This is a genomic window from Synechococcus sp. FACHB-909, assembly GCF_014698945.1.
In the GTDB taxonomy this organism is placed as follows: Bacteria; Cyanobacteriota; Cyanobacteriia; order PCC-6307; family Cyanobiaceae; genus Cyanobium.
The window spans coordinates 52,838-66,912 of the sequence record NZ_JACJTY010000005.1; the positions used below are offsets into that span (position 1 = coordinate 52,838).

The 14,075-nt window shown below is 67.5% G+C and carries 15 protein-coding genes and 1 tRNA gene; 7 read left to right on the forward strand and 9 right to left on the reverse strand.

The features are described 5' to 3' along the window. Nucleotides 1–4: 4 nt before the first annotated feature. Both H6G99_RS09235 and H6G99_RS09240 read right to left on the reverse strand, forming a co-directional pair. Entirely contained in the window at nucleotides 5–880 is an 876-nt protein-coding gene (locus H6G99_RS09235) for a glycosyltransferase family 32 protein (protein ID WP_158219489.1), read from the reverse strand. Nucleotides 881–939: 59 nt separating this feature from the next. Then, on the reverse strand, nucleotides 940–1,104 hold the full coding sequence (locus tag H6G99_RS09240; protein WP_094584384.1) for a Nif11-like leader peptide family RiPP precursor: 165 nt from the start codon (nucleotides 1,102–1,104) through the stop codon (nucleotides 940–942). Nucleotides 1,105–1,186: 82 nt separating this feature from the next. On the opposite strand from H6G99_RS09240, the gene H6G99_RS09245 reads away from it, so the two are divergent. After that, nucleotides 1,187–1,483 (forward strand): YciI family protein, encoded by a 297-nt coding sequence (locus H6G99_RS09245; RefSeq protein WP_094584385.1) that lies wholly within the window; start codon nucleotides 1,187–1,189, stop codon nucleotides 1,481–1,483. An 8-nt stretch (nucleotides 1,484–1,491) separates the two neighbouring features. Here H6G99_RS09245 and H6G99_RS09250 read toward each other — a convergent pair whose 3' ends face one another. Further along, nucleotides 1,492–2,625: a glycosyltransferase gene (locus tag H6G99_RS09250; protein WP_158219490.1), complete on the reverse strand. Its 1,134-nt coding sequence runs from the start codon at nucleotides 2,623–2,625 to the stop codon at nucleotides 1,492–1,494. A 238-nt stretch (nucleotides 2,626–2,863) separates the two neighbouring features. Beyond that, nucleotides 2,864–3,970 (reverse strand): glycosyltransferase family 61 protein, encoded by a 1,107-nt coding sequence (locus H6G99_RS09255; protein ID WP_158219491.1) that lies wholly within the window; start codon nucleotides 3,968–3,970, stop codon nucleotides 2,864–2,866. Between the two features lie 634 nt (nucleotides 3,971–4,604). Between H6G99_RS09255 and H6G99_RS09260 the strand changes: the two genes are divergently transcribed. Further along, a complete protein-coding gene (locus tag H6G99_RS09260; RefSeq protein WP_190611202.1) occupies nucleotides 4,605–5,657 on the forward strand; it encodes a glycosyltransferase in 1,053 nt (350 codons plus the stop codon). Here H6G99_RS09260 and rdgB read toward each other — a convergent pair. Continuing rightward, complete coding sequence (rdgB, locus tag H6G99_RS09265) at nucleotides 5,654–6,316, reverse strand: RdgB/HAM1 family non-canonical purine NTP pyrophosphatase (RefSeq protein ID WP_190611204.1); 663 nt, start codon at nucleotides 6,314–6,316, stop codon at nucleotides 5,654–5,656. The genes H6G99_RS09260 and rdgB overlap by 4 nt on opposite strands. Then, nucleotides 6,316–7,785, reverse strand: a complete 1,470-nt coding sequence (locus tag H6G99_RS09270) for a phosphohexomutase domain-containing protein (RefSeq protein WP_094584390.1) — start codon at nucleotides 7,783–7,785, stop codon at nucleotides 6,316–6,318. Before H6G99_RS09270 ends, rdgB begins: the two co-directional genes overlap by 1 nt. Nucleotides 7,786–7,899: 114 nt before the next feature. Between H6G99_RS09270 and H6G99_RS09275 the strand changes: the two genes are divergently transcribed. Beyond that, nucleotides 7,900–9,444: a TM0106 family RecB-like putative nuclease gene (locus H6G99_RS09275; protein ID WP_190611205.1), complete on the forward strand. Its 1,545-nt coding sequence runs from the start codon at nucleotides 7,900–7,902 to the stop codon at nucleotides 9,442–9,444. Here the strand turns inward: H6G99_RS09275 and ygfZ are convergent. Both ygfZ and pyrE read right to left on the reverse strand, forming a co-directional pair. Further along, on the reverse strand, nucleotides 9,402–10,367 hold the full coding sequence (ygfZ, locus tag H6G99_RS09280) for a CAF17-like 4Fe-4S cluster assembly/insertion protein YgfZ (RefSeq protein ID WP_190611207.1): 966 nt from the start codon (nucleotides 10,365–10,367) through the stop codon (nucleotides 9,402–9,404). The genes H6G99_RS09275 and ygfZ overlap by 43 nt on opposite strands. A 37-nt stretch (nucleotides 10,368–10,404) precedes the next feature. Beyond that, complete coding sequence (gene pyrE, locus H6G99_RS09285; protein ID WP_190611208.1) at nucleotides 10,405–10,998, reverse strand: orotate phosphoribosyltransferase; 594 nt, start codon at nucleotides 10,996–10,998, stop codon at nucleotides 10,405–10,407. 115 nt (nucleotides 10,999–11,113) lie between these two features. On the opposite strand from pyrE, the gene H6G99_RS09290 reads away from it, so the two are divergent. Both H6G99_RS09290 and H6G99_RS09295 read left to right on the forward strand, forming a co-directional pair. Continuing rightward, complete coding sequence (locus H6G99_RS09290; protein ID WP_094584394.1) at nucleotides 11,114–11,683, forward strand: Occludin/ELL family protein; 570 nt, start codon at nucleotides 11,114–11,116, stop codon at nucleotides 11,681–11,683. A 30-nt stretch (nucleotides 11,684–11,713) separates the two neighbouring features. Further along, nucleotides 11,714–11,786 (forward strand) — tRNA-Ile (locus H6G99_RS09295). A gap of 6 nt (nucleotides 11,787–11,792) precedes the next feature. Here H6G99_RS09295 and H6G99_RS09300 read toward each other — a convergent pair. Further along, complete coding sequence (locus tag H6G99_RS09300) at nucleotides 11,793–12,458, reverse strand: Fe2+-dependent dioxygenase (RefSeq protein WP_190611209.1); 666 nt, start codon at nucleotides 12,456–12,458, stop codon at nucleotides 11,793–11,795. 55 nt (nucleotides 12,459–12,513) lie between these two features. On the opposite strand from H6G99_RS09300, the gene H6G99_RS09305 reads away from it, so the two are divergent. Together H6G99_RS09305 and H6G99_RS09310 are read left to right on the forward strand one after the other, a co-directional pair. Beyond that, on the forward strand, nucleotides 12,514–12,747 hold the full coding sequence (locus H6G99_RS09305; RefSeq protein WP_190611210.1) for a hypothetical protein: 234 nt from the start codon (nucleotides 12,514–12,516) through the stop codon (nucleotides 12,745–12,747). Nucleotides 12,748–12,789: 42 nt separating this feature from the next. Next, the gene (locus tag H6G99_RS09310) at nucleotides 12,790–14,064 is read left to right on the forward strand and encodes a hemolysin family protein (protein ID WP_094584397.1); all 1,275 of its coding nucleotides are present in this window, start codon (nucleotides 12,790–12,792) and stop codon (nucleotides 14,062–14,064) included. Nucleotides 14,065–14,075: the final 11 nt, after the last annotated feature.

Here is a 14,075-nt window from a genome sequence, read left to right on the forward strand (position 1 = left end):
AGGATCAGCGCCGCAGCAGCCCTCGGACCCGGCGCGCCACCTTGCGGGTCAGGTTGAGCAGGGGCCAGAGCAGGGAGAGGGGAAAGGGCTGGCGAACCAGCGGGGTTTCGGCCTTCCGGTAATCCTTGTAGAGCCGACGATGGGCGTTCGGGTCTGCCGAGCCATCGAAGACGCTGTACTGCAGACCGATCTCCTCGCTGCCGACCAGGCGCCGGTGGGGATGGGCCGCCAGGATCCGGTGGATGCTCTGGGTGTAGACGACCGGGCCGGTGGTGCAGATCACCGCCTCCCAGGGATTGGTGAAGGCGAAGGGATTGAAGCGATCGATGTTGCTGAGTACCGCAGCGATCACGGCGGCCAGATACGGATGGCCCGGAGAGGCGATGACGTGCCACTGCTGGAATTCGCCGCCCGGGATTCCGGCCAGTCGCCGGTGGGTGCCCCAGCCGGCATGGGGACTGCCGGCCCCATGGTCCCACTGGCTCAGCAGGAAGGCATCATCGTCGCGCAGCCCCTCGGAGAGCGGCCGGGTGACGCCGACCTTGACGTCCAGATAGACACCGCCGAAGTGGTAGATGCACAGATAGCGGAACAGATCGGCCCGGGCGGCACCGTAGGCAGGATCGATTCGCTGATAGCGGGCCAGGATCGCCTCGCCGTAGGTGTCGCCGATGAAGCGCTCACGATCGTGATCGTCGTAGAAGCGATAGCTGAAGTCCGGGTTGAGGGCTTCGATCGCGCGGCAGTTCTGTTCCAGCACGGCCGGCATCCGGCTCCTGGTGCTGAAGGTCTGGTGGATGATCCTGGGGATGCCGCGGCTGGCCGGAGGATGGGAGGCCAGGGACGCCCCTGAAAGCAGCCACGCGCTGGCTCGGTTCACCCCGCTCCGCCCCTGCATCGTCTCCCCCATCGTCCAGCCGTGACAGGACCGCGCCGGCCTCAGCCGCGCGAGAAACGGGTGAAGGTGGCGGGGGAGAAGAGATGACCTTCGGAAAGGGCGATGGCGACCACGGCATCGGCGTCGGCGGCTGCATCCACACGGGCCTTGAGGGCCGGATCGGCGGCCACCTTGGCGAGGAAAGCGTTGAGCTGGGATTTGGACATGGGACCATCGACTACTGACTCTCTCTGTCCTACTCCATTCCGGAGCGCGGCCCGGAGCCTGATCTCTCGTTCCGTTCCTGCCATGGCCTGGTTCATCAAGACCGAGACCTTCCGGCTCCCCCATGATGCGGTGATTGCTCACCTGCAGGAGCACCGCCTCTGGGTAGAGCGGCTGCGCTTGGAGGGCTGCAGGATCAGCAGCGGGTATCTGGTGGACGACCAGGGGCGGCCCGGCGGCGGCGGCCTGCTGCTGCTCGAGGCCCCCGACCATGCAGCCGCCCTCGCCCTGGTGCTGCAGGATCCGATGGTGATCGCCGGTTGCGCCCACTGGCAGCTGCAGGGATGGCGGCCGGCGGTGGGGGACTTGGAGGTGCGCTGACAAGCGCACTAGCGATCCATGCTGGAACGGTCCAGCCCAAGAGCCTGAGCAAGTGCTTCTCTTGATTGCATGTTGATTGACTCCGCTGTTTTTGTCGCCAGCGAACCATCCTTCATAGCTGCGATCGGATCCGCAAGTCTGGAGATCACGCCCTCGGCAAACTCTTCCTTTGAATTTGCGATCAGAATTCCTTGGCCATGATAAGCATCAAGACCGCTGGAGCCGCATGTTGTTGAAACGACGGAGCGTCCGAATGACAAAGCTTCAACCGTCTTGATCTTCAAGCCAGTTCCCAGGCGTATGGGATTGATAGCGAAGAGGATCTGTGAATAGAATTGGGACAGTGATGGAACATTCCCAACGGGCTTCACGCTTGCACTTTCAGGGATTTCATTGCCGGCAGAACCTGCAATCAAGAAAACAGCATTGGGTTGCTTGGCTCTGATGAGCGGCCAGACGTCGCGCAAAAACCAATGCAGACTTTCCAGATTGGCCGAGCTGTCGGAGGCAATGTAGCCAAAGGTGCTGATGGCGTCTGGAAGAAAATCCAATGGGCGGATGTCTGTGAAATGTCCCACGGTGAAGACGGACCGCTTGCCATGGGTAAGCCTGGCAAAGAATTCGGATTCTTCGTGTTGAATTCCCAGAATATGGTTGGCTCTGAGGAGGCCTCTGCGTTCGTCTGCTTTGTAAATGGAGTACCACCAGGACTTTGATTCTTCATTGCTTGCGATATCGTTTCTGCAGGTGAAGATGTCGTGGCAATCGAGAATCTTTAATGTTCTCGCCGGAAAAGCGTCCAAAAAGCCAGATGCGAACACATAGGCGGCAACAACTCGCGTGTAGTTCTGTTGCTTCTGAAGCCTCTTGGCCTGTTTCGTCCAGTCGGGATGAAACCACCCATCCAGACGGTGAATTCCTTGGCTGTGTCTTTCCCGGCCTCTGCGAGTAAGTCGTAGTAGAAGGTGTCTGGCTTTGCTGAGAGTCACACTCCATCTGTTGGCCGTTCGTTCATTCCAAAGAAAGTCCTGGGCCCATTGGTCAACAAACGTGTGAGTTACCTCCCTTGCCTCGGGAGAAAGTCGTGCCCAGGTTGTTTCATCTGGAATCTGAGCCCAGGCAAAATGCACCTCCAGCCCCATGCGCCTGAATTCTTGCAGAAGGGTTTGTAATCTTGTTCTGTTTCCGCTATGCGGTGGTCCGCACCCAATCGGAGAGATTACAAGCACACGACGATCAGAGTTGGAGCCAGGCTCAGCTGGGCTGATGCGCCTTCTGATCAATGGAGGAGTCATTGAACGATGAGTCCCGCGAATGACATTTTAGTGGCCACTGGAGGTGCATGGAGCTGTCGACTAAATCGATTGTGATCATATGTCTCTAGCATGGGTGGAAAAATCGTTCAAGCTTTAATCTGAGGATGTCTATGGGGACAATGATGTCCGCACGCTTAATGGGTACCCAAGTGGATAGCGGCCCAGGCTCTCTACCCATGACTCGAGCGTAATTCAGTTGGCATACTTTTGCAAGACCACTGAAATAGGGAGGAGAGTAGTTTCGAGGAGTCAGCTCCAAAAGGGTTGTGCCGGGCGCGCTGAATACCGCATTGGCGAGGCTGGCACCGTGAATACCTAGCAGGAGATTTGCGGAGGAAGCAAGGCGAACCTGATCAGAAAAGGAAAGGGAGCCACAATCGATGCATTGAATTCCATAGCTCTCTAGAACAGAATAAACCTCCTCCGCGTTCACTATTCTTCTCGTGGCAGGGAAGTGACGATCAAAAAAGATCGGCGATGAAGGAGTCGTCTGTGGTTTTCGAAGCTGACGCAGGAAGTCAATGGCCCATGGAGTGTAGGTGCGATTTGCACAGGGTATGGTGGTCAACACAAGTTCTTCGGCCAAGTAGTTCTTGCCTGGGCTGATCCCGATGATTTTCTGGGGGGGGATGCCTAGGAGAGATAGTGACTCGGATTGAAATGGCTTGATCGGACCTTTGACGAGAACATTGTCGATCTCATCCATGCGGATGCATTCGCCAGCGATTCTCAGAATTGGAAGGTACTGAAATAGCCAGTGATAGTAATTGTCGCTCCACGGCCCAGTGAGGCACAGAGAGCGTCCATTGATGATGACGGACTCACCATGAATGTCATCACGAAGCTGGGCCTCATTGTGATAATCAATCTCTGTGGACTCAATGGTATGACCATCTGAGCGCTCACGCCATCTCCCACAAAGGTAGTGCCCGTGATGAAGAATGGAATCTCCGCTATTGACGAGCACTCCGTCCTGGATGATTATCTGACCCTGAATGGATTCAGCATCGGCGTGGAGAACGCGATCTTTAGGTCCGATGCCTGCTGCAGGGCCACGGTTCGTAGCTTGGAGTCGTACAGCGTTGAAGATCACCTGTTCGCAGGGCGGGTCACTAGAGTTGAGCTTCTTTTTTCGGCGTACCAATTCTCCAAGGTACGCGTATGCATGCATCGTGTAGATAGTCAGGAGAAACTTATATCCATGGGACTGTTCCTGGCTGGCTCTCCAGAGCGATGCCCAGAGCCGACGAAGGATGGCCCGGGGTAGACGGACAAGGTTGGCAAGGGTTGACATCATGGCCGTTGCAACGCTGATTCGGCTACCTGACTGCTTAAGCTGCTTTTCGACAAGGTTTACGGGGTTGGCGATACCCTCGTTTGCCGGGCTTATCCAGTGGAATTTATCATGAAATGTTCGGTTCGGGCGTTCTGTGCATCCCTTCTGCTGATGACTGCCAGTGTGTTGCTTTCTCTGCAGTTACTCTGAAGGCTTCGCCTGGCAATGCGGCGAGCCCGCTCGCGGAATGTTGTCTTTGGTGCCGAAGAAAGATATCCGCGCCCAACACTCTTCCGAAAATCTCATTGTCAATCCTTGGACGTCAGGTTAGGATCGCAATGAATGGCGATTCTGGCGGGCATTGGTAAGTATGATTCAATCGGCTCAATCGGCCAGGAATCAGCAGCCTGCGCTCCAATCAGGACAGGGGTATTCGCCGCGAGGTGACGGCAGCAATTCGACATCTCCGCTTCGCCGTGTTTTTGTGGTCGGTCTGGTGGGCCCATCTCGGCTTGCATGCTTTGAGGCCTTGCGTGGGTTTTGTGATGTCACCGTCATCTCCCCTGCCCTGACGCTGGCCGGCTGGATCCCGTTCGCGCTGCCATGGCGCAGGGGCCGATGCGAGCTGCCGCGCGGTGCCTTTTCCCACCGTCGCTGGCTCGTCCGACTTTTGGCTCCTTTGGTGGGCCATCGTCTTGAAAAGTTCTACGGCCGTGGTGACGTCGTCATCATCGCCAATCCATCTTTCTGGCCATTTGCTATCCACTACCGACGGCTAGCTCCTGTTGTTGCGTATCATGTCTTTGATAACTATGCCGCCTATCCCTTTATTCGATTGGACCAGGAGGTGTTTGTCGCGAAGCATGTCGATCTTGTGTTCGCCGTTTCCCGAGGAATTGTCGATGCTCTGCAGCGACGATGCGGATTTCAGCTCCCCTCTGTCCATGTCATTCCCAACGGCTTTCCTGGCTCGTGGCTTCCACCGTCCATCCCCTCAGAAAGGCAGAGGTTGCCTGACCGGTTATCGGAAGACTTTCGGCCATTGATTGGCGTCATTGGGGTCATCAGTTCACGCGTCGATCTACTGCCAATCCTGGCAGCCCATGATGCCCTTCCAGCCTTGCGCTGGCTCTTCATCGGGCCCGTCTACAGGGAAGTTCCCGGTCTTGCTGAATTGCAGAGCAGCCCACGCTGCCGCTTTCTTGGCGCCCTGCCCTACGAGACGCTTCAGCCCTATTTCGCCACCCTCGACGCGGCCTTGCTGCCCCTCACCGACGATGACATCAACCCCTGCAGCAGCCCCGTCCGCTTCTTCTCCCAGCTACCCACCGGTCAGCCGATTCTCTACACCGGCACCTGCGCCCAGATCGCTGAAACTCCCTCTCTGGCTTATCACTGCGCCGATGGCCAGGCGCTTACGGCCACCCTCAAGAACCTGGCCGCCACCGGCTTCGATGACGGCCGCGCGGAAGAGCGCCATCGCTTCGCCATGGGATGCACCTGGGATCAACGGGCTGCGGCGATCGCCCAGGCCCTGGAGGCGGTGCTGGAGGCCCGCTCCCGCCCCCCCGCAGCCCGCTAAGGATCTGTCGGTGTTGCTCCAGTCCTGCCCAGCAGCTCCCTCAGTCCCGGCGCCAGCCGACTGAAGGCACGCCCCCGGTGACCGAGTTGGCCCTTGAGGCCCTTGTCCATCTCCGCGTAGCTGAGGCCCGCCTCCGGCACGAGGAACACCGGGTCGTAGCCGAAGCCGCCGCTGCCCCGCGGGGACTCCAGGATCTCTCCGTCGCAGCGGCCCTCCACCTCCAGGCGGATCGCGCCGCTCGGGTCGGCCACGGCCAGGGCGGCCACGAAGGCCGCCCGGCGGTCCGGCCCCAGGCCCTGAGCGCAGCGCGCCTGGTCCGCATCCCCCAGCTCCCGCAGCAGGCGGGCGATCCGGGCGGGGTCGCTGTCGGCGTAGCGGGCCGAATGGACCCCGGGGGCGCCGCCCAGGGCCGCCACCGCCAGGCCCGAGTCGTCGGCCAGGGCCCAGTGGCCGGTCGCCCGGGCCACCGCCTCGGCCTTCAGGCGGGCATTGGCGGCGAACGTGGTGCCCGTTTCCTCCACCTCCAGGCCCTCCGGCTGGGGCCGCACCTCCAGGGGCAGGGAGGCCAGCAGGTGGGAGAACTCCCGGATCTTGCCGGCGTTGCCGCTGGCGATCACCAGCACGGTGGGCGCCACCCCGGGCTCCGATGGGGCGGCCATCAGATGCTCTCCGCCAGCTGGCGGGCCCAGGCCAGCACCGCCTGCACCCGGTCGGCGTCGGGGGCTTCGCAGTAGAGCCGCAGCAGGGGCTCGGTGCCGGAGAAGCGCAGCATCAGCCAGTGGCTGGGGCCCATCCGCAGCTTGACGCCATCGGTGCGGTTCACCTCCAGCACCGTCGCTCCGGCCACCTGCTGCGGCGGATCCTGGGCCAGCAGGGCCTCCAGCCGGCGGCGGCTGGCCATGTCCGGCAGGCGCAGGTCGAGGCGGTCGTAGACGCTGGCGCCACCGCAGCGCTCCTGCAGGGCCGCCAGCCGGGCCCCGAGGGGCAGTCCCCCTTCCACCAGGGCCTCGATCAGCAGCAGGGCTGCGAACAGGGCATCCCGCTCCGGCAGATGGATGCCGAAGCCCACCCCGCCCGATTCCTCTCCCCCCACCAGCACCTCGCTGCTGAGCATCTCGGCGGCGATGTACTTGAACCCCACCGGCATCTCGATCACCTCCCGGCCCAGGTCGGCCGCCACCAGGGCCATCAAGTCGGAGCCGCTCACGGTCTTGACGACACGGCCCCCCAGCCCGCGGGCCCGGGCCAGGTGGTCGATCAGCAGGGGCATCAGCAGCTGGGTGCTGCAGAAGCGGCCCTGCTCGTCCACCGCGGCGATGCGGTCACCGTCGCCATCGAAGACGATGCCCACCGCCGGCCGGCCGGACGCCGTGGCCTGGCGCACCTCGGCGATCAGCTGCTCCAGGTAGGGGGCCAGGGGTTCGGGCGGGTGGCCGCCGAACAGGGGATCCCGCTCCCCCCGGATCTCCCGGATCACGCCCGCGGCCCCCCCCGCCTCCCCCAGCAGGGCCGGCAGTCCGCCGGCGGCCGAGCCGTGCATCGGGTCCACGATCACCTGCAGGCCGGCGGCGGCCAGGCCCTCCACCAGGGCCGCGGCGTCGACCTTGGCGCCGAGACCCGCCAGGTAGGTGCCCATGGCATCGAAACGTTCGGTGTCGCCGGGGATCGGCACCGTCAGGCCCCCGGCCGCCAGGCGCCGCTCCACCCGGGCGGTGAAGTCCCCCTCCACCGAGCCGCCGAAGGGTCCCTTGATCTTGAGGCCCAGCCATTCCGGCGGGTTGTGGCTGGCTGTGATGACGAGCGCGCCCAGGGCCCTGCGCTCCACCACCGCCCAGCTGCAGGCCGGGGTGGGCACGGGGGTGGCCGCCAGCAGGGGCACCAGATCGGCCCCCCTCACGGCGGCGGCGATGGCCTCGGCCAGCTCCGGGGCCAGGAAGCGCCGGTCGTAGCCGATCACCACCTCCCGGCTGGCGAGGCCCTCCGGGGCGCTGGCGGCCAGTTCCCGGGCGGCGGCGGCGGCCACCGGCAGCAGCCGCTCCATGGTGATGTCCACCCCGAGGATGCCCCGCCAGCCATCGGTGCCGAAGAGGATCGGTCCGGCCTCGAGGGGCAGGGGGGCGGAGGCCATGGGCGGCGCGGAGGCGATGGAGGGGCAGGCCGGTCGTAGCAGGCCGGCCGCTCCGGATGGCTGGGGCGGGTGCCGGCCTGATGGCAGGCCACCGGTCCCCCTAGCCTGCATCCCATGCCCCAGACCCCGGACGCCGCCTCCCCCGGATCCCCCGTCCTCACCGACCGCCTGCTGCGCAGCTGGGTGCGCTGCCGGCGGCGGGCCTGGCTCGATCGCCACGGTGCGCCCCAGGAGCGGCAGTGGAGTGCCCACCGCGCCCTGGCCCTCGATGACCAGCTGCGCAGCTTCCAGAGCCTGCTGCCCCAGCGCCCCGGCCACGGGGAGGCCGCCTGCCGCGACGGGGCGCCCGGTGTGGTGGGGCTCAGGCTCGCGGGAACGGGCCCCCGGGGCCTGCGCCTGGAGGCCCACCCGAGCCTGCTGGAGCGGGTCGAGGAGCCCAGCCGCTGGGGCGCCCACAGCTACCGGCCGGTGCTGGCCCGCCAGGGCCGGCGCCTCACCCGGGAGCACCGCCTGCAGCTGGCCCTGTGGGGGCGGCTGCTGGAGGAGCACCAGCGGGCCCCCGTGCCCCATGGGCTGGTGGTGGCCGGCGCCGACCGGGGGCTGGAGCGGGAACGGCTCGCCCTCGGCTCTTCCCTGCAGCGCCAGCTCGACGAGAGCCTGGAGCGCCTGGCCCTCGACCTGGCCCGCAGCGAGCCGCCGCCCCTGGTCAGCGACCGCAAGAAATGCACCCTCTGCAGCTGGCGCGGCGCCTGCGATCGGGTCGCGGCCGCCGAGGGGCACCTCAGCGAGGTGAGCGGCATCGGCGGCAAGCGCCGCGAGCTGCTGCTGGAGCTGGGCATCACCAGCCTCGACCAGCTGGCGGCGGCCGACCCGGAGCGGCTGGCCGAGGACCTGGCCGTCCACAGCGAGCAGCACCGCGAGGTGGCCCCCAAGCTGGTGGCCCAGGCCAGGGTGCAGCAGCAGGGCACCCCCCGACGCAGCGGCGATGGGGCCGGCCCTGCCCTACCGGAGCTCGCGGCGGCGCCCGGGGTGCTGCTCTACGACATCGAATCCGACCCCGATGCCCGCGACGACTTCCTCCATGGCCTGGTGCGGCTGGAGCGCGGCGCGGACGGCCTCTGGCCCGGCGCGCCCGGGCCGGGGGAGGACCTGGGGAGCTACCAGCCCCTGCTCGCCCTGCAGGAGCACGGCGAGGCCCTGCTCTGGCGGCGCCTGAGCACGCTGCTGGCCCGTTACCCCGACTGGCCCGTGCTGCACTACGGCGAGACCGAGTCGGTCGCCCTGCTGCGGCTGGCCGAGCGCCAGGGGGCCAGCGAGCGGGAGCGGGAGCGGTTGCGGGCCCGGCTGGTGGACGTGCACCAGCGGCTGCGGCGCCACTGGCTGCTGCCGGTCAACAGCTACGGGCTCAAGGCCGTCGCCAGTTGGCGGGGCTTCACCTGGAGCCAGAAGGGGGTCGACGGCGCCCGCTGCCTGCTGTGGTGGCGCCAGTGGCGTGAGGGCTCCGGCGGCCCGCGGCGTCCGAGCCGGCGGGCCCTGGGCCGCAAGCTGCAGCGGATCTTCCGCTACAACCAGGACGACAGCCTGGCCACCTGGGCGGTGGTCCGCTGGCTGCTCGATCAGGACGCGGCCTTGCCCCCCGGCCCCAGCGGCGGCGGCTGAAACGCCTCCGGCAGCGACAGGCCCAGGGGCACGCCCGGGGCCGCCCCGGCCAGCAGCTGGCTCTCCGGCAGCCAGGCCTTGCGCACCAGGGCCAGGCCGATCCAGCCCCCGTCACCGGGCAGTTCCAGGCTGGAGGTGATCACCCCGGCGCGGCCCCCGGCCCCGTCCTGCAGGGGTGTGCTGACTGCGACGGCCCCGTCGGGGACAGCCGAAGCCCACCAGCGGCGCAGCTGCTGCTTCACCCCGTCGTAGGTGGCCAGCTTGGCCAGGGTCTCCTGGCCCACGTAGCAGCCCTTGCTCAGGCTCACCCGCCCCGCCAGCCCCAGCTCGAAGGGGTTGATCTCCTCGTTGATCTCCCCCGGCGCCGCCGGCAGGCCCTGCTGGAGTCGCCAGCGTTCCGCCTCCTGGGGTTCCAGGGGGCGCCGGGCGGCCAGTGCGGGGGGCAAGGGAGTCTCGGCCGGAAGCAGCAGGGCCTCCCCCAGCCGCCAGCCCGGCGAGCCCTCGAGCGGCGCCCAGGTGCCGGCCGGCAGGGCCTCCGGCTCCGGTGCCCCCAGCGGCTGGTGCAGGACGGCCGCCGTCACCGGACCCAGCCGCACCTTGTCGGCGGGGAACAGCACCCGGTCGAGGGCGGTGCGCACGGCCCCGGCATCCCCGTCGACGATCACCAGCCAGGCCCCGGCGTCATCCACCAGCACCTCCGCCACCGCCCGCAGCCGGGCCGTGGGGCTGATGCAGCAGGTGCCGAGCCACTGGCCCGGGCGGGCCCCTTCGAGGGCCTGGCTGGTCTGGCCGTGCAGCACCCGCAGGGTGTCGGGACCGTCGAGCCGCAGCAGGCCCACCGGCCGCGACCAGCGGCTCCCCTGCGGCGGCGTCCACTGCCAGGGATCGGCCGCAGCCGGTGTCGGGTCGGGGGAGGGGGCCATGGCAGAGCGCGTCGCGGGGTTCAGCCTGTCGCGGGGCTCAGCCTGCCGCGCCGTCCAGCCCAGCGGCCGTGGCGGCCACCTCCTCGAGCAGGAACAGGCTGCGAAGGTCGAGGCCCGCTTCCTCCATCGCCTCGGCACCCCCCTCCTGGCGATCGACGATCGCCACCACCCGCTCCACGGCGTAGCCCGCCTCCTGCAGCTGGGCCACGGCCTTGAGGGCCGAGCCGCCGGTGGTGACCACGTCCTCCAGGACCGTGATCCGGCTCCCGGCCGGCGGCAGGGGGCCTTCGAGCCAGGCGCCGGTGCCATGGCCCTTGGCCTCCTTGCGCACGATCAACGCATCGAGGTCGCGGCCGGCCAGGGCGGCCTGCAGGGCCACCGCGCTCACCAGCGGATCGGCCCCCAGGGTGAGCCCCGCCACCGCGGCGGCTTCGTCTTCCACCAGCTCCAGCATGAGGCGGCCCAGCAGGGCCAGGCCGATGCCGCTCAGGCTCACCGGCTTGCAGTTGACGTAGTGCGGGCTGCGGCGCCCCGAGGCCAGGGTGAAGTCACCCAGCCGGTAGGCCCGCTCCGCCAGCAGGGCGAGCAGGGCGGAACGCTGTTGGCTGGGGCTGGAGGGCAGGGAGACCATGGACGTTGGGGAAGCGGCGTTGGGGAGGCGCGTTGCGGCGGGCCATGGATGGGCGAGAGCGTCAGAGGTCGCTAACCTGCGCACATATCGCCCCGAGGCTGGGCCTGTAGACCCCATGACAGCACCGATCCTGGCAGTGCCTGCCCCCCTCGCCGCCCGTCTCACAGCCCGCCTGTCGGCCCGCCTCGCTGCCGGCGTCACAGCCCTGCTGCCCCTGGTTGTCCTGGCCCCCGCCCTGGCCGGCCCGGTCCTGTGCACCACCACCCTCGAAGCCCCCATCCCCGGCTCGGCCGGCACGGGGCCGGTGGAGGTCACCCGCTGCGGCGTGACGCGCTCCGCCCCCGAGCTGATGGAGCAGCGCTTCTACAGCTTTTCGGCTCCCTTCGCCCAGGGCGTCAACCTGCTCCACCAGATCACCGATCCCCTCGGTCTCTCGATCCCCGGCCGCGATGGCGGCAGGATCGTCGCCTTCGGTTTCCCCGACCAGAACATCATCTGGGACGGAACCGCCATCGAGAACACCGCGTCGGTGATGCTGACCGATCAGAGCGGTCTGATGCCCCAGCGCACCGCCGACATCACCAACGGCTTCAGCACCAGCCTCGGGGCTGGGGCCGCCACCCCCACCTACGTCCGGCCGTCGGCTGCCACCACCTGGACCCCGCCGATCCGGGGCCTCTGGTGACGCCTCCGCCCAGCCGGTGGCCCGTCCCCCGGGGGTCTAGCAATCTGGTGAATGCAGCGAACTCATAATTCGCCTTAGGCGAGTTCGATCCTCGCGACCCCCATCCGCCTCACTCGCCCCACATCCTCAGCAGGTTGGCGTAGCTGCGGCTGAGCAGATCGAAGATCTCGTCCTTGCCCTGCTCCTGGAAGAGGGCGCGCCGGGCGGTGTCGAGCTCGAACAGCAGTTCGCGCCGGTCGCTGCGGCGCACCCTGCTCTGGATCCAGCCCACGGCCACCAGCCGTTCACCCCGCGTCACCGGCTCCACCCGATGCAGCAGGGAGCTCGGATACACCAGGGCATGGCCGGCGGGCAGGCGCAGGGGGCTCTCACCGCCCGGATCCTCCAGCACCAGGGCGCCACCGTCGTACTGATCGGGTTCGCTCAGGAACAGGGTGAAGGAGAGGTCGGAGCGGCCGCCGGCCATGAAGGCATTGTCGACGTGACGGCCGTAGCCCTCGCCGACGCCGCAGCGGCTGAAGCGCAGGTTGTGCAGCCGCACCGGCAGGGCCGCCGCCTGGAGCAGCGGATGCTGGAGCAGGCGGTCGCTGAGGGCGGAGGCGAGGGTCTGGTGCAGGGAGGACCCCGGGTCCAGCTGGCGGTTGCGCTTCACGGCCCGGGCGTGCCATCCGGCCGTTTCGGCCCCGTCCCGCCAGGGGACGTCCTCCGCCAGCAGGGCCTGCCGCAGCTCGTCGACCTGACCGGCACTCAGCAGGGGTTCGAGACGGAACTGCATTCACCGGCTGTCCGCTGCGCCACAATTCTCCCCCCACCCCACCACGGTGCATGCCATGGCCCGATCCAGCATCGCCCTGTTCCTGGTCACCACCGGCCTGATCACGGCCACGATGGGCTGCGCCCAGGCCCCCGAAGCGAAGGACCAGGAGGGCGGCGAGAACGGCATCAGCGCCCCGGCCGAGGAACGGCCGGCCCCCGGGGCGCCGGATGGGGCCGGCAAGGACGGCGACAAGGACGGCGACAAGGACGGTGACGGTGGCGAGGGCGGTGAGGGCGGCGAAGGCTGAGCCGGGCCGCGGGGCCTAACCTTCAGCCACGACACCCCACCGATGCGCTTCCTGGTTCTGGCGATCCTGTTGGCCCTGCTGGCCTTCTTCGCTGCCGGGGAGCTTGCGTTGATCCGTCTGCGGCCCAGCCGCGTCCAGCAGCTCGAAGAGGCGGAGGAGCCCGGAGCCCGTTCCGTGGCCCGGCTTCAGCACCGGATGCGCAGCGTCCTGGTGGCCACCCAGCTGGGCCTGGTGCTGGCGCTGCTGGCCATGGGCTGGCTGGCCCGGGGCCTGGCGGAGCAGGTGGCCGGCTGGATGGGCAGGGGCGAGCAGGCCTGGATCGATGCCGGGGTCTTCCTGGTGCTGGCCCTGCTGGCCACCCTCCTGGGCGGTCTGGTGCCCAAGGCCTGGGTGCTGCACCGTCCCGAGGGCTCGGCCCTGCGGCTGGCGCCGCTGCTGGAGTCCCTCACCCGCACCCTGGCGCCGCTGCTTCTGGTGATCGAGCGCTTCAGCGGCGGGCTGCTGCGGCTGCTGGGCCTGCCGCGCAACTGGGATGAGCTGGTGCCGGTGCTGTCGGCCGGTGAGCTGGAGACGCTCATCGAGAGCGGCAGCGTCACCGGCCTGATGCCCGACGAGCGCAGCATCCTCGAGGGGGTGTTCTCCCTGCGGGACACGCTGGTGCGCGAGGTGATGATGCCGCGCTCCGGCATGGTCACCCTGCCGCTGGATGTCACCTTCGCCCAGATGATGGAAGCGGTGCATGCCAGCCAGCACGCCCGCTTCCCGGTGATCGGCAGCTCCCTCGACGACGTGCGCGGCATGCTCGACCTGCGGCGGCTGGCCGAGCCGATCGCCCGGGGCCAGCTGCACCCCGACACGGCCCTGGCCCCCTGGATCCTGCCGGTGGCCCAGGTGCAGGAAAGCGCCTCCCTGGCCGATCTTCTGCCGCTGATCCGCAGCGGCCAGCCCCTGCTGGTGGTGGTGGATGAACACGGCGGCACGGAGGGGCTGGTCACCGTGGCCGACCTCACCGGCGAGATCGTCGGTGAGGACGAGAACCCCCTGGAGACGGCCCAGGACCTGCTGCCCCTCGTCGACGGCAGCTGGTCGGCGGCGGGGGACCTGGAGATCGTCGAGCTCAACCGCCAGCTGGGTCTGCAGCTGCCCGAGGCGGACGGCCACCACACCCTGGCCGGCTTCGTTCTGGAACGGCTCCAGCACATCCCTTCCCCCGGGGAGGGTCTCCGCTGGCAGGGCGTCCGCATCGACGTTCTCACCATGGACGGCCCCCGCATCGAGCGGGTTCAGATCACCCTCGCCAGCACGGACGGAACCTGATCATCGATAAT